16 protein-coding genes are annotated in these 16,110 nt (G+C 36.9%); 11 read left to right on the top strand and 5 right to left on the bottom strand.

Annotation, left to right across the window (positions count from 1 at the left end; all coding sequences use genetic code 11):
- The first annotated feature begins 189 nt into the window (after nt 1–189).
- A complete protein-coding gene (locus AEQU1_RS11135) occupies nt 190–1,194 on the top strand; it encodes a DUF4397 domain-containing protein (RefSeq protein ID WP_111881149.1) in 1,005 nt (334 codons plus the stop codon).
- Between the two features lie 106 nt (nt 1,195–1,300).
- Here AEQU1_RS11135 and AEQU1_RS11130 read toward each other — a convergent pair whose 3' ends face one another.
- Nucleotides 1,301–1,783, bottom strand: a complete 483-nt coding sequence (locus tag AEQU1_RS11130) for a PA2169 family four-helix-bundle protein (RefSeq protein ID WP_111881148.1) — start codon at nt 1,781–1,783, stop codon at nt 1,301–1,303.
- A 193-nt stretch (nt 1,784–1,976) separates the two neighbouring features.
- Here AEQU1_RS11130 and AEQU1_RS11125 point away from each other — a divergent pair, with 193 nt between their 5' ends.
- Nucleotides 1,977–3,176, top strand: a complete 1,200-nt coding sequence (locus tag AEQU1_RS11125; RefSeq protein WP_111881414.1) for an FAD-binding oxidoreductase — start codon at nt 1,977–1,979, stop codon at nt 3,174–3,176.
- 244 nt (nt 3,177–3,420) lie between these two features.
- On the opposite strand, the gene AEQU1_RS11120 is transcribed toward AEQU1_RS11125, so the two are convergent.
- The 3 genes from AEQU1_RS11120 to AEQU1_RS11110 all read right to left on the bottom strand — a co-directional run bounded on the left by AEQU1_RS11120 (nt 3,421) and on the right by AEQU1_RS11110 (nt 5,193).
- Complete coding sequence (locus tag AEQU1_RS11120; protein WP_111881147.1) at nt 3,421–3,750, bottom strand: hypothetical protein; 330 nt, start codon at nt 3,748–3,750, stop codon at nt 3,421–3,423.
- Between the two features lie 198 nt (nt 3,751–3,948).
- Complete coding sequence (locus tag AEQU1_RS11115; RefSeq protein WP_111881145.1) at nt 3,949–4,515, bottom strand: hypothetical protein; 567 nt, start codon at nt 4,513–4,515, stop codon at nt 3,949–3,951.
- 6 nt (nt 4,516–4,521) lie between these two features.
- Nucleotides 4,522–5,193 (bottom strand): NAD-dependent deacylase, encoded by a 672-nt coding sequence (locus AEQU1_RS11110; RefSeq protein ID WP_111881144.1) that lies wholly within the window; start codon nt 5,191–5,193, stop codon nt 4,522–4,524.
- 166 nt (nt 5,194–5,359) lie between these two features.
- Between AEQU1_RS11110 and AEQU1_RS11105 the strand changes: the two genes are divergently transcribed.
- From AEQU1_RS11105 to AEQU1_RS11070, 8 genes are all read left to right on the top strand, one after another.
- A complete protein-coding gene (locus AEQU1_RS11105) occupies nt 5,360–6,019 on the top strand; it encodes an RNA methyltransferase (protein WP_111881142.1) in 660 nt (219 codons plus the stop codon).
- Between the two features lie 45 nt (nt 6,020–6,064).
- On the top strand, nt 6,065–6,637 hold the full coding sequence (locus AEQU1_RS11100; RefSeq protein ID WP_111881141.1) for a non-canonical purine NTP diphosphatase: 573 nt from the start codon (nt 6,065–6,067) through the stop codon (nt 6,635–6,637).
- Nucleotides 6,638–6,909: 272 nt separating this feature from the next.
- Nucleotides 6,910–8,760: a DEAD/DEAH box helicase gene (locus tag AEQU1_RS11095; protein ID WP_111881139.1), complete on the top strand. Its 1,851-nt coding sequence runs from the start codon at nt 6,910–6,912 to the stop codon at nt 8,758–8,760.
- A 128-nt stretch (nt 8,761–8,888) separates the two neighbouring features.
- Nucleotides 8,889–9,509, top strand: coding sequence for a GNAT family N-acetyltransferase (locus AEQU1_RS11090; protein ID WP_111881138.1), 621 nt, complete (start codon nt 8,889–8,891; stop codon nt 9,507–9,509).
- Between the two features lie 26 nt (nt 9,510–9,535).
- A complete protein-coding gene (locus tag AEQU1_RS11085) occupies nt 9,536–10,300 on the top strand; it encodes a carboxypeptidase-like regulatory domain-containing protein (protein WP_111881136.1) in 765 nt (254 codons plus the stop codon).
- Nucleotides 10,301–10,365: 65 nt separating this feature from the next.
- Nucleotides 10,366–11,727 carry an aldehyde dehydrogenase gene (locus AEQU1_RS11080; protein ID WP_111881412.1) on the top strand — a complete coding sequence of 454 codons (1,362 nt, stop codon included), beginning with the start codon at nt 10,366–10,368 and terminating at the stop codon, nt 11,725–11,727.
- Nucleotides 11,728–11,864: 137 nt separating this feature from the next.
- Complete coding sequence (locus AEQU1_RS11075) at nt 11,865–13,511, top strand: T9SS type A sorting domain-containing protein (RefSeq protein WP_111881135.1); 1,647 nt, start codon at nt 11,865–11,867, stop codon at nt 13,509–13,511.
- A 13-nt stretch (nt 13,512–13,524) separates the two neighbouring features.
- Entirely contained in the window at nt 13,525–14,208 is a 684-nt protein-coding gene (locus AEQU1_RS11070) for a 2'-5' RNA ligase family protein (RefSeq protein ID WP_111881133.1), read from the top strand.
- A gap of 59 nt (nt 14,209–14,267) precedes the next feature.
- On the opposite strand, the gene AEQU1_RS11065 is transcribed toward AEQU1_RS11070, so the two are convergent.
- A complete protein-coding gene (locus tag AEQU1_RS11065; RefSeq protein WP_111881132.1) occupies nt 14,268–14,894 on the bottom strand; it encodes an SDR family oxidoreductase in 627 nt (208 codons plus the stop codon).
- 205 nt (nt 14,895–15,099) lie between these two features.
- Here AEQU1_RS11065 and AEQU1_RS11060 point away from each other — a divergent pair, with 205 nt between their 5' ends.
- On the top strand, nt 15,100–15,981 hold the full coding sequence (locus tag AEQU1_RS11060; protein WP_111881130.1) for an SDR family oxidoreductase: 882 nt from the start codon (nt 15,100–15,102) through the stop codon (nt 15,979–15,981).
- Nucleotides 15,982–16,110 lie beyond the last annotated feature (129 nt).

Here is a 16,110-nt window from a genome sequence, read left to right as displayed (position 1 = left end):
TTTTTTTTTTTGATCAAACTTAAAACTCCTTTAATATTTAGATTTTCTAAAATGAAAAAATACCACACAATAAAAATTTCGTAATTACCTGTAATACAGTAATAAATAATATTTTGTTAAACTTTTCTGAAAAAAGATTAAACAAAATATTTTGTTTTGTAGTTTTACGTAAACTAAAAACTATTTATTATGAAAAAAGTATTACCCATTCTCGCAATTGCTTTATTTACAATGAGTACAATTGCACAAACAGCTCGTGTACAAGTGATACACAACTCAGCCGATGCAGCTGCAGCAGAAGTAGATGTCTATATAAATTCAGACTTAGCTTTGGATGATTTCGCCTTTAGAACAGCTACTCCATTTCTTGACCTTCCTGCGGGTGTTGAAATTAATATTGGTATCGCTCCTGGGAACAGTACAAGTGTAGGTGATGTATTATTAACTGTACCCGTAACACTTACTGAAAACGAAAAATATATTGTGGTTGCAGACGGAATTGTAAGTCCAACTGGTTATAGTCCAGCTCCACCACTAAGTTTGCAGGTATTTCCAATGGCGCGCGAAATGGCATCAAACCCAAACAATGTAGATGTTTTAGTACATCACGGATCTACAGATGCTCCAACAGTAGATGTTTTTGAAACCGGTATAGGAGCTGGAACAATAGTAAATGATATTTCATATACCGAATTTCAAGGTTATTTGGAATTACCGACGGCAGATTATGTAATTGAAATTCGCAACGCGAGTGGAACAGTTGGAGTAGCTGCATATCAAGCTCCTTTAGCAACATTAGGATTAGATGGTGCAGCACTTACAGTTTTAGCTTCTGGATTTTTAGATCAAAGTCAGAATTCAAATGGCCCTGCTTTTGGTCTTTATGTTGCAAGCCCATTGGGTGGTGAATTGTTAGAATTACCTTCTGCTCCTTTAGGTGTTTCAGAATTTGACTCTTCAGCTTTTGCTATTTATCCAAATCCTGCGACTGAAAAATTGAATATAAGCGCTAATGGTATTGATTTAAGTCAGTATAAAGTAGCAGTTACAGATATGTTGGGGCGTAAAGTTTTAGAAGCCGAAATTGATATTGATAATACTATCAACGTAAATAACTTAAGTGAAGGTATTTATAATTTAACAATTTTGGATAACAACAAAATTATTACAAATAAGAAGTTTATTAAGAACTAGAAGAACTAGCGTAGTGTTAGATTTTTAGAGTTAGTTTAATTGGAAAGCCCTGGAAATATTACATTCCAGGGCTTTTTTCTTGCCTTTTCTTTTTCATATTGCTGGTTTATTCAACGTCGGCAAGGTCTTCTAACGTTTTTACCTTAGATAAGGTATTGTGTATTTCCGATGCTTGTTTTTGAATTACACTGGAAATATTTGGAGGAAAATTTTCTTTTTCAAGTTTGTTGCTATACTCATCCCAGCTTGCTTTTTCGCCTCTAATACATTCTTCTAAAACTGCTTCATCTTCATTTCCAGATACTGCACTTTTAATGTCTATCCAAGTTCGGTGAAGGTCGCCAGTAATGCTACCACTATCTTTTGGTTGTTCATTTAGGTTTCTAATTTCCTGAGTAAGCTCATTTGTAAAACGACTTCTTTGTGCAGCTTGCTGTTGAAGAAAAGTTTTCAACCTTGGATTTTTTGCATCCTCCATAGCTTTGGTAAATCCTTTTTGGGCGTCATAATTTTTCTCCAAAAGTTCTTGTAAATTATCTACCAGTTTATCGTGGTTATGTTCTTTTGCTTTTTCGTTTGTGGTTTTCATAGTTTTTTTATTATTAATTTTTCATAAAGATACTTTTCAGAAAAAAGATAAATTCTTATCAATTTCACAATTGAGAAGTGTTTAACGAAAAATGTTAAGGTTTTCTTTTTTTAAAATAACTGAATTAAAATGTATACGGAAGCATATAAAATCGGACACATTAGTTATCTTTCAATTAAAAAAAAATATAATTATGGATATACGTTCAAACGAGCCTTATTGGCTTATAGTAAATTCACTTCCTCAAAGTTATCCTTCTTTGCAAGAATCAATTTCTTCCGAAGTATTGATAATTGGTGCAGGAATTACGGGTGCTTTAATGGCTTATAAACTGATTGAAGCTGGAAAAAAAGTTGTAATAGTTGATCGTCGCGATGTATGTAATGGCAGTACTGCAGCCAGTACCTCCATGCTTCAGTATGAAATTGATGTGCCTTTGCATAAATTAATTGAACAAGTGGGGCTTACTTGTGCCGTTTCTAGTTATCAAAATTGCGAAAAAGCAATTAAGGATATTAAGAAAATTGCTGGTAACATTAAAAGTTATTGTGGTTTTGAATATAAGAAGAGTGTTTATTTCGCCTCTTCAAAAAAAGATCTTTCTTTTTTAAAAAATGAATTCGATGCAAGGAAGGAACACGGTTTTAAAGTTAAATGGCTTTCCAAAGAAGATTTAAAAGAATTAGGTCTAAATGCTTATGCAGCGATAGAATCACAATCCGGTGCGGTAATGGATGTATATAAATTGGCTAATGATTTATTAAAATACTGCAGTAAAAAGGGAGCAGAAATTTATGATAGAACAGATATTGAAGAAATAAAAACGAAAAAGGAAAAGACTATAGCTAAGACGAAAACAGGTTTAACTATTGAAGTTGATCATGTTGTACATTGCACAGGTTATGAAAGTACAGACACTATCAAAGAAAATATCGTCGCTTTAAAAAGTACGTTTGCCTTGGCTTCCGAGGCTTTTGAAACATTGCCTCAAGCGTTCAAAAAACATATTTATTGGAATACGGATTCACCTTATTTATATTTCCGAAGCACGGAAGACGGGCGTATTGTTATGGGTGGCGGTGACCGCGATTTCAAAAACGCCACGCGCCGCGATGCGCTGCTTTCAAAGAAAGAAAAAGATCTTACCAAAAAGTTTCAGAAATGTTTTCCAGATATACCATTTATAGCTGACTACTCGTGGGCTGGTACTTTTGGTGAAACGAAGGACGGGTTGCCATATTTCGGAAAACCCGATACCGAAAAGAACGAACATTACATCTTGGGCTTTGGCGGAAATGGTATCACCTTCAGCGTAATGGGGATGGATGCAATTATTCATTCCATCAATAAAACGCCACATCCTTATTTGGAATATTATAAATTCAACCGATAATTAATTTAATAATCTATAGATTCTAAAAATTATGGAAAATTGGTTTTTGAAAGGCGTGGGGTGTAGGTTTTGATTTTGATTTAAAAGTTTGCTTCAATTTCTTTATTTCTCTACTCTACAATTTTCCCATTTAAAGCATATGGGGTGGTTGGACTATTGAAACCTAGAATTGTTTTACTAGTTTTCATCGCAATCTATTTCTTTTAAAGGCATGGAATCATTAAAGGTATATTTTGTATTTTTTTTAATTCATTTCCCTATTTACATCTTCTACTTCGCCAAATCCTTCCACAATGTTGTTCCCTTTTTTAATGAACATGAGCTCACGGACCGAAATGGTTTCTTCAGAACCAAAGGTGTAGTTGGCAAAAAGAGTGTCTCCAATCATCTTCCCTTCAAAAGTGCCATTGTTATTATCTTTTTCAAAATAATTGTAACTTAAAGTTCCAACTACTTCATCGTCCATTTTTTCCATTTGTAACAAAACGGTATCTCTTTCGGAAGTATAGCGATAGCAAGCTACGTCAGGAGTATTTGAGTCTCCTTCCATAATATCTGCTTCTTCTGGCGTCATAACTTCTGAGTCGTCTTTTTTAATTTCATTTTTACAAGAAGAAAATGTGATTATAGCAATTGCTAAAAAAAAAATAAAATATAGCTTTTCATAAAATTGTATTTTAGATTTATAGATATGGTTTGTTAATTTATAAAGCTATAAAAAATAGGTGTGTTTGGTTAAACTTCTTTATTTTTTAATGGTAGCTAGCTCCACTTATGTAATTCGTTTTAAAATTTTACGCGCTCTAGCTTGGTAGCCCGCGCTTTTATTGGGGGCATTTTTAGTAAGAATGTTTCTCAATTCGGGATAAATCCATTTTTTATCGTGATCCCATCCCAAGTAGTATAGACATTGCATGGCAGGAGCTTGGCAGGCAACTTTCTGGTCGGTTATTAGCCAATCAAAGCAACATTCCGTGATACATTGTCTTTCGTTTTTTTCTAAGACATTGGACACAATACCAAACTCATGCATAAAATGATAATGGCACAGCATTTCACATATTTTTGCGCAGGAACGCAATGCAGAATCATTTTTTATTTTGGGAAGTTGCTCAAAAAACAAATGCATATACTTAAAAAAGTTTTTTGCTTTATATGCACAGATAACTTCCAGGACCCAAGCAGATTGAACTAAAAGTTCGCTTTCTTCTGAAAAACACCATTGAAGTGTTTCACGCACATAATGGGGTTTTTTGGTTATCCAAAAAGCAATTTCCAGTCTCTTTTTGCGACTGCTGTCAACCTCCATCAATTTTTCTTTTAAATCTTCGGGAAGCATAGTTTATTATTTTAAAAGTTCAACAATCTTTGGAACGCCTGTGGAAGCATTTTCTGCAACAACCGTGATTCTTCTGTTTTCTGAAATGGACGGTTTTGGATCCACAAAATAGATTTGTGTGTCTAGTTTTGCATATTGAACCAAACCAGCTGCAGGATAGACTTGCATTGAAGTTCCCACGATTATTATCACATCTGCTTGTTCAACGATATCTGCGGCAACTTCAATCATCGGAACCATTTCGCCAAACCAAACTATATGTGGACGCAGTTGGTGATTGTATTCACAGAAATCGCCAAGATTTAAGTCTTCTTTCCAATCCAAAACCAAGTCTTCATCAAAAGTACTTCTCACTTTCAGAAGTTCACCGTGAAGGTGAATAACATTTGTACTTCCAGCCCGTTCGTGCAAATCGTCCACATTTTGGGTTATGATGGTTACTTCGTGATCTTTTTCAAGTATTGCCAAAGCAATATGTGCAGCGTTGGGTTGAACCGTCAACAGTTGTCTTCGCCGTTGATTGTAAAAATCGAGCACCGCAGCAGGATTGCGCTGAAAACCTTCGGGCGAGGCAACCTCCATCACATCGTGGCCTTCCCAAAGACCATCGCTGTCCCTAAAAGTTTTTATTCCGCTTTCTGCGCTGACTCCAGCTCCTGTGAGTACTGCAATTTTCATAAAATCCTTGGTTTAAATTATACCTATAAATTTAATAAAAAACATCTCTTTTGCCGACTTCGAATGAGGAATTATTCAGTTAAAATAAATGAAAAGGAGCGTATTGATTCAATAACTTTTATCTTCGCAAAATTAAATAACACGAAATAGCATTAAAATTCTTACAGTGGATTTAGAACTTTTAAAACACCTTCAAACATACCTTACGGAGCACAGGAATACACGTTTTCAAAAAGTGATTTCTGAAAGAACGCGCCATTTCACGGTAGTTACCGAAGACGTTTACCAACTTCACAATACAAGCGCGGTTATGAGAACCTGCGATGTTTTCGGTATTCAGGATTTACATGTAGTAGAGGAGAAAGTGAGTAAGCGCATTGATAAAGAAATTGCAATGGGCGCACAAAAGTGGGTTGATTTTAAAAGATATAATTCCATAAAAACGTGTATTTCAACTTTAAAAAATTCAGGTTATCAAATCATCGCGACAACGCCGCACGATAATTCCACGTTACTTCACGAGTTTGATGTTACAAAAAAGAGCGCCTTTTTCTTCGGAAGAGAGATGGATGGATTGAGCGATAAAGTGATGAACGAAGCAGATGGATTTTTAAAAATTCCGATGTATGGTTTTACAGAGAGTTTAAATATTTCAGTCTCCGCGGCAATTATTTTGCAAAGTGTAGTTTCAAAAATGAAACAAACTGATGTAAACTGGCAACTTTCGGAAGCCGAAAAATATGAAATTGAAATGCAGTGGTTAAAGAACACGATTAAGGCTTCAGAAGAAATTATCAAACGTTTTAAAAGTGAAAACACCAAATAATAAATTTCAGATTCAATAATCAACAATTCACAATCGTTAATCAAAATGAAACTAGTCTTCGCAACCCATAATAAAAATAAATTCATCGAAGTTAAAGCAATGCTTCCAGATCATCTCGAATTACTTAGTTTGGACGATATAGGTTGCAATGAAGATATTGAAGAAACTGCAGATACCATCGAGGGCAACGCAATTTTAAAGGCAAACTATGTGCGCGACAATTATAATCTTGATTGCTTTGCCGACGATACTGGTTTAGAGGTAAAATCTCTAAACAATGAACCCGGTGTTTATAGTGCGCGCTATGCAGGAATTTCGCACGATTCTAATGCAAATATTCAAAAATTGCTGAAAAATCTGAAAGACAAAGAAGATCGTTCGGCGCGATTTAAAACCGCCATTGCACTTTCAATGAACCATTCAGAAATTATGTTTTTGGGAATTTGCGAAGGCGAAATAATTAAAGAGCTACGCGGCGAATCAGGCTTCGGTTATGATCCAATTTTTCAACCAAAAGGGTTTGATAAAACTTTTGCAGAAATGACTCTTCAACAAAAAAGCGAAATAGGCCACCGCGGAAAGGCAATGCGCCAATTGATTGATTACCTCTCCAAATAAGTGTCAGTAAATAATGAATTAGTGGGTATTCATTTTACAGTTTCTTAAAATTGAAAATCGAATACTTTTTTATCATTTCATAAAAAACTGCCAACTGAAGCTGCTAACTGAAAACTTTAAGTTACTTTTGCGCCCTTGAAAAATCAATTGTTAACCGCATTTGTTTTTCAAGAAAAACCCTCAGGGTGAGGGGTGTTATAGTGAAGCTGTCCGTTTTTTTATATGTCCAGTCGCTTCCCGTTAGCACACATATAAAAACTTTATTTAATAAAATGACAGCATTTAAAGCACTCGGCTTGGAAGAACATCTTCTAAAAGCCATTACCGACTTGGGTTTTGAAACCCCTTCAGAAGTACAAGCAAAAGCAATTCCAATCCTTTTAGAGCGCGAAACCGATATGGTTTCCTTAGCACAAACAGGAACAGGTAAAACCGCAGCATTTGGTTTCCCAATGTTGCAAAAAATTGACGTAAAAAGTCGCACTACGCAAGGACTTATCCTTTCGCCAACCCGCGAACTTTGTCTTCAGATTACAAATGAAATGACAGCTTATGGTAAATATATGCCAGGGCTTAACGTAACCGCTATTTACGGTGGTGCGAGTATAACCGATCAAGCGCGCCAGGTTAAAAAAGGAGCGCAGATTATAGTTGCAACCCCCGGGCGAATGAAAGATATGATTGGCCGTGGGCTGATTGATATTTCAAAAATTGAATATTGCGTGCTCGATGAGGCCGATGAAATGCTCAACATGGGCTTTTATGAAGACATCACCGAAATCCTTTCACATTCTCCAAAAGAGAAAAGCACTTGGTTGTTTAGCGCAACAATGCCGAAAGAAGTTTCTACGATTGCAAAGAAATTTATGCATACCCCAGTTGAAATTACTGTGGGAACTAAAAACGTAGGTTCAGATCAAGTTTCGCACGAATATTATTTGGTAAATGCACGCGATCGTTACAGTGCATTAAAGCGTTTGGCAGATGCAAATCCAGAAATCTTTTCAGTAATTTTTTGCCGAACAAAACGCGACACCCAAAAAGTTGCGGAGCAGTTGATTGAAGATGGCTACAATGCCGCGGCACTTCACGGCGATTTAAGCCAAAGCCAGCGCGATACTGTAATGAAATCTTTCCGTGCACGCCAAATTCAAATGTTGGTAGCAACAGATGTTGCCGCTCGCGGAATTGATGTGGATGATATTACACACGTAATAAACTACCAATTGCCGGACGAAACTGAAATTTACACGCACCGTAGCGGCCGTACAGGTCGTGCTGGGAAAACTGGGATTTCAATGGTTATCGTTTCAAAAAGTGAGGTGCGAAAAATTCACACTATTGAAAAGATGATCCAAAAGAAATTCATTGCAAAGGAAATTCCTTCTGGAATGGAAATTTGTGAAGTACAGATGTTTCACTTGGCAAACAACATTAAAGACACTAAGATAAATCCTGAAATCAACGCTTACCTTCCGAATATAAATGAAGTATTGGCAGATTTCTCGAAAGAAGAACTTATTCAAAAAGTATTTTCGGTAGAGTTTACGCGCTTCTTGAATTACTATAAAAATAGTAAAGACCTTAATATTTCTGGAGGTAGTGAACGCAATTTCGAAGAAGAAAATAAGGACAGCACGCGCTATTTCTTAAATATTGGAAGCAAAGACGATTTCGATTGGATGAGTTTGAAAGACTTCCTTCGCGATTTGCTGCAATTAGGAAAAGACGATGTATACAAAGTTGATGTAAAAGATAGCTTTTCATTCTTTAATACAGACACAACACATCAAGAATTGGTGATGGGTATCTTCAAGGATTTTAAACTTGAAGGAAGACAAATCAATATTGAAATCTCCAAAGACACGGGTCGCAGCAAAGGCAGAAGCGGCGGAGGCGGCGGACGTGATCGCGATCGTGGTAAAAGAAGAGGCGATAGAAGTGATCGTGGTGGCGATAGCCGCGATAGAGGTGGAGATCGTGGCGAGCGCAGAGGCGGTTTCAAAAAACGAAGCGCCGGATCTAGCAGCAGTGATAAACCAGCTTTTAAAGGCAAAAGCCGAAGAGGTAGTGAACGCCCAGAAACCAAAGGTACTGGCGGCAGAAGGAGAAGAAAGGAGTAATCTTTCCAGGTTAAAGTCACAATTGTTTAAAGAAAATGACTACTCCTTTTAAACTTTAGTAACACTTTAACGTCTATATAATTATATTTACGGGCCTTTAGTAAAGAGGCCCGTATTTTTTTAGGATTATGCAAACCTTTAACTTTCTTCAAGAACATATATTAGAAAACGACGCTGTTCGTCTTAATCCCCTGCACAATCAAGATATTGATAAGCTGTTGTCTTTCTCTGAACAACAGCCTGAACTGTGGAAATACTCCCTGCAGCCAGCAGATGGTCTGGAAAATTTGAAAGCCTATTTGGACATTGCGCTAAAAGGAAGAAAAGAAGAAACCTCATATCCCTTTATTGTATTCGACAAACGCACCCAAAAAGTTGCCGGTAGTACACGCTTTTATGATTTTCAGAAAACTCATAATACTGTTCAATTGGGTTATACTTGGTATGGAAAAGAATTTCAGGGCACAGGCCTTAACAAACAGTGTAAACTGTTACTGCTTGAATTTGCGTTTGAGACTTTAGGTTTGGATCGTGTAGAATTTCGTGCAGATGCAAACAATGAAAGAAGTATTGCAGCAATGAAAAGTATAGGCTGTTCGGTTGAAGGAATATTACGAAACAACTGCGCTGCCCCAAATGGAAGGCGCGACAGTATCGTTTTAAGCATTCTAAAAGACGAATGGTTTGGTGGTGTAAAAAAAACATTGAAATCTAAAATTGAAAAAGAAGGGAACATTTCACGCCAGTGAAATTTTTCCGTATATTAAAGCCGTATATGAAAAAAAATATCCTACTTATAGTCCTCCTTTTTATTGCAGCAAACTCTTTTGCCCAAGAAAATAATACCATCAAAGGAACCGTAATGAATGATGCTGACGACAAACTTTTGGAAAACGTAAACATTGTAAATCTAAATCAAGTAAAGGGAACAACTACCAATGAAAAAGGGGAGTTTACCATAAAAGCAGTAGTAAACGACACACTGTTTTTTTCCTACTTGGGATTTAAATCTATTCGCGTTCGTGTAACCAATGACTGGCTTAGGTTTGGCGATATAAAAGTAAAAATGACCGAGCTCGGTATCGCTTTGGAAGAGGTTGTAATAAAACCAGTTCAGCTAACAGGTTATGTTGAAATTGACGCGAAACTGATTCCAATTTATGATAATTACCGCTACAGAATTTCAGGACTAAATACAGGTTACGAGGGTGGTAGCAACCAACCAGGGGCTGTTAGCAAGGTCTTAAGTTCTATTTTCAACCCTGCGGATTTTCTCTATAATGTCTTCGGAAAACGACCAAGGCAGATGAAGAAACTTCGCCAAATGAAAGATGATGATGAAATTAGAACCCTACTTCAAAGCAAGTACGATCGCGAAACTTTAATGGCAGTACTACAACTAGAACGCGCCGATATTGATGAAATTTTGAACAAGTGTAGTTTCTCCAAAGACTTCATTCGTACCGCAAACGATCTTCAGATTCTGGATGCCATCAGTGGATGTTACGAAGAGTATAAGATTTTGAATAGAGATAAGTAGGAATTTTTCTCCCTTTTTTAACATCAATCAATTCCATTAAAGTAATTTTAATGAAAATTGATTCCATGAAAGAAATAGTCAGTCAGCAGCGCAAATTCTTCAACACCCAAGTTACCAAAAATCTTAACTTTAGAAGAAAGCAACTAAAAACCCTTCAAAAAGCTTTAGAGCAAAACGAAGCCCTCTTAAACGAGGCTATTTATAATGACTTCAAAAAATCAGAGTTTGATAATTACACTTCAGAGCTTTCCCTACTTTACAAAGACATCAAAGAAGCCCGAAGCAATATATTTAATTGGGCTCGTACAAAACCAGTTTCCACAGGCATACTCAATTTCCCCGCTTCCAGTTATATAATCCCAGAGCCCTTGGGCGTCTGTTTGGTCATTGGCGCGTGGAATTATCCCTACCAACTTTCCTTCGCTCCTGTTATTGCTGCAATAGCTGCAGGAAATACGGTAATATTAAAACCTAGCGAGTTGCCAACAAACACTGCTGCCGTGATGGCAAAAATTGTAAAGGAGAATTTCGATTCCGCTTTTTTCACAGTTGTAGAGGGTGGGGTGGAAGAAACCCAAGAATTATTAAAACAGAAATTTGATAAAATATTTTTTACAGGAAGTACCAAGGTAGGTAAGATAGTTTATAAAGCTGCTGCTGAAAATCTGATACCCGTAACCCTTGAGCTCGGTGGGAAAAGCCCGGCTATAATTACTGAAAGTTGTAATTTAAAAGTTTCTGTAAAACGTTTAGTGTGGGGGAAATTTCTCAATGCAGGACAAACTTGCATCGCACCAGACTATGTTTTGGTTCATAAAAGCATCGAGCAGAAATTTTTAGAACAGACCAAACAGGAAATTATCAGCCAACATTTCGCTTTTGAAAATGACAACTATCTGCAGATTATAAACAACACTAATTTTGAGCGTCTCACTAAAATGCTCGTCCCTGAGAAAATATATTACGGAGGTGAAACCCATAAAGAAACCCGCTACATCCAGCCTACAATAATGCAGAATGTAACGATGGAAGACGCCGTGATGCAAGAAGAAATTTTCGGCCCCCTTCTTCCCGTTCTTACTTACGAAACTATAGAAGAAGCCATAGCCACTGTCAACAGTCTTCCAAAACCCCTGTCTTGCTATCTGTTTACTAAAAGTAGTTCGATAAAAAAGAAAGTTTTAAAAGAAATTTCCTTTGGTGGCGGTGCCATTAATGAAACTGTGATGCACATTAGTAATTCAAACCTGCCGTTTGGCGGAGTAGGACATAGCGGTATTGGTAATTATCATGGAGAAGCAGGTTTCAAAACTTTTACGCATTACAAAAGCGTGATGGATAAACCCACTTGGCTTGATCCTTCCATTCGGTATTATCCGCATACACCATTTCGGTTGAAGTTGATGCGGTGGTTTATGAAGTTTTAAGAATTTCTTTTTTTACAATCTTGTTCTTATACGTTTAAAAAAAAACTGCTTCCTTATAATAAGAACCCAAAATCCAGCTAAAAATCAGACACCCATTTTTTCACTACCTTTCCAAAACATAACCAAAACCGTTAGTAATGAAAAAGTTTTACGTTCTTCTATTAATCTTCACCACACAGTTTTCCTTCGCCCAAATACGCTTTCAGAATATTCCTGATGGCGCAACTTATCCTGAAAGCCAGGTAATTGAAAACATTACCGCAAACATAGCTTACCAGGGTTATGAAGAAAATCAAGCCTATTTTGGAGAAGGGGAGTATGAAATCTTTTTAGATAATATAGATGGCGTGCTAGACAAACCTATTATTGTTCTCGATGGTTTTGATCCAGGAGATTCTCGCAATATAGCTGGTCTTTATGCTAGCCTAAGTTTTGGCGGACAAAACATGGCAGACATTCTGCGTGATGAAGGTTTTGATATTGTTATCTTAAACGCCCCGCTTTATAACACAGGCGGAAAAGATATTGACGGCGGTGGAGATTATATCCAGCGAAATGCTATGGTTTTGATCGCAATGATTCAACAATTAAATGCAGATAAAGTAGGCAATGAAAAACTCGTTGTTCTCGGCCCAAGTATGGGCGGCCTCATTGCTCGTTACGCTCTGTCTTATATGGAGGCCAATAGCCTCGATCCAGAAACACGCCTTTATATTTCGTTTGATTCGCCGCATAGGGGAGCCAACATTCCGATAAGTCTTCAATATCTTATAAACTATTTCGCAGTGCAAGTAGGCGATGCCACAGCCCAACAAGTTGTTGATCAATTACTAAATTCTCCAGCAGCCAAAGAAATGCTGCTTGATCATTTGTTGGGTCATTTATTAGCAGGCTCAGACTTTGAACAAGATCCAACAAAATTGTTACCATTGGGCGCCCCCGGTTTCCGAAATGAATTTCAAGCAGAACTCAACGCATTGGGTTTTCCAAACAATGTTCGAAACGTAACAATGATCAACGGTAGCGGCCAAGGAGCAACTACGGGTAATCCTGGAATTACAGTGGTAGATACAAACCTCACTATTGATGCCCTTACAGATGTAGATGTAGCACTCAAATTTACACCACCCGCAAATCAAATCAACACTGTTACAGATGTTACTGTTTATTTTGCCAACATCCCCATAAACACATACACAACTATATCACAATCGCCCAGCACTAGCGCAGGCACTGACAGCGCCCCAGGCGGAACAGGTAGCATCAGCGACGCTCTCGGCGATGGTGGCGGCAACCCAGTGTTAATAGATTTTATAAACGCGCTGCAGCAGGATCTTTACTCCTTCATTCCAACTATGAGTGCCTTGGCAATAGAGAACCCAGATTGGTTCGCCACACCAGATTTAAACGATTCTCCTTTTGTAAATTTTTATATTCCTAACAATAATGAGCCACACGTCACTGTAACTGCAGAAAGCGCTCAGTTCGCATTAGATGAAATTAGGAATGGTGTTTTAGCTGTAGGAGAAAATCTAATTTCAAATCAGTTTATTCTTGCCCAAAACCCAGTGCAAAAAACTATCAACATTTTAATTCCGGGAAAAATTTCAACAGAAAATTTAAAAGCTACAGTTTTCAGCATCACAGGTCAAAAACTGATGCAAGAATCTTGGACAAATCCCAAGAGAGAATTAATTTGGAATCACAATCTGTCAAGCGGAATTTATATACTGAAATTAAACGATGGTTCCTCTGTGCAGACTGTAAAAATGATGGTAGAGTAGCTATACTTTAAATATGAGAAAATATATATTTACAATTTTTATTTGCTTCGGATTTATGTCTTGCAGTACGATGAAGAAAAACATAATTGCCATAGATGTGCTATTAATTCCTTCGGAAGAAATGTATTCACAGTCTCTTCAGCTAAATTCATTTATAAATCAAAACAATCCCACAACTATAAAGCTTGATGAAAATCATGTGCCCCATATTACGCTTTTACAGTGCTTCATAAAAAAAAGTGATTTACCGAAAGTAAAAGAGGTGCTTGAAGTTTTACACAAAATTATTGCCCAAGATTCATTGAAAGCTGAAAGGCTTTTTTATTACGAAGACAAAGAAGAAAGTTTTGCGATGGTACGTGTTGAAAAGTCACCTTCTGTATTGGAAATACATACAAAAACCATTGAGCTTGTAAAACCATATATCGTGAAAAACGGTTCTCAGGTATCTTTTGTCCAAAACCCCGATGGTAGCCCAATCAGTGAGTCTACTGTAGAATATGTTCCTGAGTTTGTTGAAAAGTACAGCTATGAAAGCTTTGATCCTCATATCAGTCTTGGGGTTGCACATAAAACATTATTGGATAGTTTAGCGAAATCTGTTTTTAAACCAATTCATTTTAAAGCTGCATCAGTAAGTGTGTATCAATTGGGCGATCATGGCGCGGCACAAAAACTACTTTTGCAATCAAAATAAACGATAAAAAAAGCACCTTTAAAAGGTGCTTTCTCATTAAGTAGGTTAAGTTCTAAGAATTATATTTTTTCCAATGCGGCTTTAATATAAGTCTCACCTTCTAATATTTCGAAGGTTTTATTCTTAGCAATATTATCTTCCAGTGAACCAACTAATGTTTCAGCAACATCACGGCGTGAAATTTCACCTCGTTTATTGAGTTTGCTGTCTAAATTAATTTTTCCTTTCCCATCTTCATTAGTTAAAGAACCCGGCCGTATAATAGTATATTCAATACCCAATTGCTTTAAATATTCATCTGCATTGTGTTTAGCCTTTAGATATTCTTTTAAATCTTCCGCTTCATCAGGATTGTCGGCACCCATAGAGCTGAGCATTACAAATTTCTTAACTCCATTTTTTTTGGACGAATCCATTAGTTTCTTAGCACCTTCTTGGTCAACTTCTTTTACTTTTTTTCCTCCTGAACCTGCGGCAAAAATAACACGATCAATGCCTTTGGTTGAATTACTTATATCACCTTCCAGATCTGCAAGAACTGTTTTTACACCTTCACTTTTGAAATTTGAAGCTTGTTCCTCTTTCCGAACCATTGCAATCGGTTCATATTTATCAGATCCTTTTAAAATTGAGATTATCTTTTTTCCGGTGGTGCCGTGTGCACCTGCTACTAATATTTTTTCCATAGCTACAAGATAAGGCCAGTATAAGATACTCTAGAATTTTTTCACAATATTTAACCCTTTAATAGCCCTCTTTTATAGCTTTGTTAACGTTAAGAAACATCTTTATTGAAAATTGAAGATAGTTATAGTAATTGGGCTAATTCTTTATAACTAATTATTCATTCCTAATTTTACTGCTTATCTTTACATTCAAACAAATTATTCCATGGATTACACTGCAAAAATGCTTCGCGATGACGCGCTAAAAGGAAAAACAATAGTAGTAACTGGCGGCGGAAGCGGCCTGGGAAAGGCAATGACAACCTATTTTTTAGAATTGGGTGCCAATGTAGTTATTACTTCCCGTAACATAGAAAAATTACAAACCGTAAAAGAAGAACTGGAAGCGGCTACTGGCGGAAAAGTATTGCCTGTACAATGTGACGTTCGAAATTATGATGAAGTGGAGGCAATGGTTGAAGCTTCGGTAAAGGAATTCGGCAGCGTTGATGTTTTGTTGAATAACGCTGCAGGTAATTTTATTTCACCAACCGAAAGACTTTCTGCTAATGCTTTTGATACAATTATAGATATTGTTTTAAAAGGAACAAAAAACTGTACGCTTGCTTTCGGAAAACATTGGATTGAGAAAAAAGAAACCAATAAAGTGGTTTTAAATATAGTAACAACATATGCCTTTACTGGGTCAGCATACGTAGTTCCAAGCGCGACGGCAAAAGCTGGCGTGTTAGCGATGACACGTTCTTTGGCAGTGGAATGGGCAAAATATGGAATTCGATTTAATGCGATTGCTCCGGGACCATTTCCAACAAAAGGAGCTTGGGACAGATTACTTCCGGGTGATTTAAAGGAAAAATTTGATCCCGCAAAAAAGGTTCCTGTAAAACGCGTTGGCGAGCACCAAGAGTTGGCGAATTTAGCTGCTTACTTGGTTTCAGATTTTTCAGCATACATTAATGGTGAGGTAGTAGTAATAGATGGCGGGGAATGGTTAAAAGGCGCTGGACAAATGAACCTTCTAGAAGAAGTTCCGCAACAAATGTGGGATATGCTTGAAGCAATGATTCGCGAAAAGAAGAGTAAATAAAATGTTTTAAGCTTTAAGCGGTAGGCTTTAGGCAAAGTAAGTAATAGCTTATGGCCTACAGCTTACGGCATAAAGCCAATGTTCACTTCCTGTTAACAAAAATGATTTTCTATCCACATAATTAATCGT

The sequence above is a fragment of the Aequorivita sp. CIP111184 genome (assembly GCF_900489465.1).
Taxonomy (GTDB): domain Bacteria; phylum Bacteroidota; class Bacteroidia; order Flavobacteriales; family Flavobacteriaceae; genus Aequorivita.
The sequence above is the reverse complement of the archived record's forward strand: the minus strand, read 5'-3'. Positions and strand labels throughout refer to the sequence as shown.

What these genes read in the sequence shown, in the direction of transcription:
- AEQU1_RS11135 (WP_111881149.1), top strand. Translation starts at nt 190, where the DNA reads ATGAAAAAAGTATTACCCATTCTCGCAATTGCTTTATTTACAATGAGT.
- AEQU1_RS11130 (WP_111881148.1), bottom strand. Translation starts at nt 1,783, where the DNA reads ATGAAAACCACAAACGAAAAAGCAAAAGAACATAACCACGATAAACTG.
- AEQU1_RS11125 (WP_111881414.1), top strand. Translation starts at nt 1,977, where the DNA reads ATGGATATACGTTCAAACGAGCCTTATTGGCTTATAGTAAATTCACTT.
- AEQU1_RS11120 (WP_111881147.1), bottom strand. Translation starts at nt 3,750, where the DNA reads ATGACGCCAGAAGAAGCAGATATTATGGAAGGAGACTCAAATACTCCT.
- AEQU1_RS11115 (WP_111881145.1), bottom strand. Translation starts at nt 4,515, where the DNA reads ATGCTTCCCGAAGATTTAAAAGAAAAATTGATGGAGGTTGACAGCAGT.
- AEQU1_RS11110 (WP_111881144.1), bottom strand. Translation starts at nt 5,193, where the DNA reads ATGAAAATTGCAGTACTCACAGGAGCTGGAGTCAGCGCAGAAAGCGGA.
- AEQU1_RS11100 (WP_111881141.1), top strand. Translation starts at nt 6,065, where the DNA reads ATGAAACTAGTCTTCGCAACCCATAATAAAAATAAATTCATCGAAGTT.
- AEQU1_RS11095 (WP_111881139.1), top strand. Translation starts at nt 6,910, where the DNA reads ATGACAGCATTTAAAGCACTCGGCTTGGAAGAACATCTTCTAAAAGCC.
- AEQU1_RS11090 (WP_111881138.1), top strand. Translation starts at nt 8,889, where the DNA reads ATGCAAACCTTTAACTTTCTTCAAGAACATATATTAGAAAACGACGCT.
- AEQU1_RS11085 (WP_111881136.1), top strand. Translation starts at nt 9,536, where the DNA reads ATGAAAAAAAATATCCTACTTATAGTCCTCCTTTTTATTGCAGCAAAC.
- AEQU1_RS11080 (WP_111881412.1), top strand. Translation starts at nt 10,366, where the DNA reads ATGAAAGAAATAGTCAGTCAGCAGCGCAAATTCTTCAACACCCAAGTT.
- AEQU1_RS11075 (WP_111881135.1), top strand. Translation starts at nt 11,865, where the DNA reads ATGAAAAAGTTTTACGTTCTTCTATTAATCTTCACCACACAGTTTTCC.
- AEQU1_RS11070 (WP_111881133.1), top strand. Translation starts at nt 13,525, where the DNA reads ATGAGAAAATATATATTTACAATTTTTATTTGCTTCGGATTTATGTCT.
- AEQU1_RS11065 (WP_111881132.1), bottom strand. Translation starts at nt 14,894, where the DNA reads ATGGAAAAAATATTAGTAGCAGGTGCACACGGCACCACCGGAAAAAAG.
- AEQU1_RS11060 (WP_111881130.1), top strand. Translation starts at nt 15,100, where the DNA reads ATGGATTACACTGCAAAAATGCTTCGCGATGACGCGCTAAAAGGAAAA.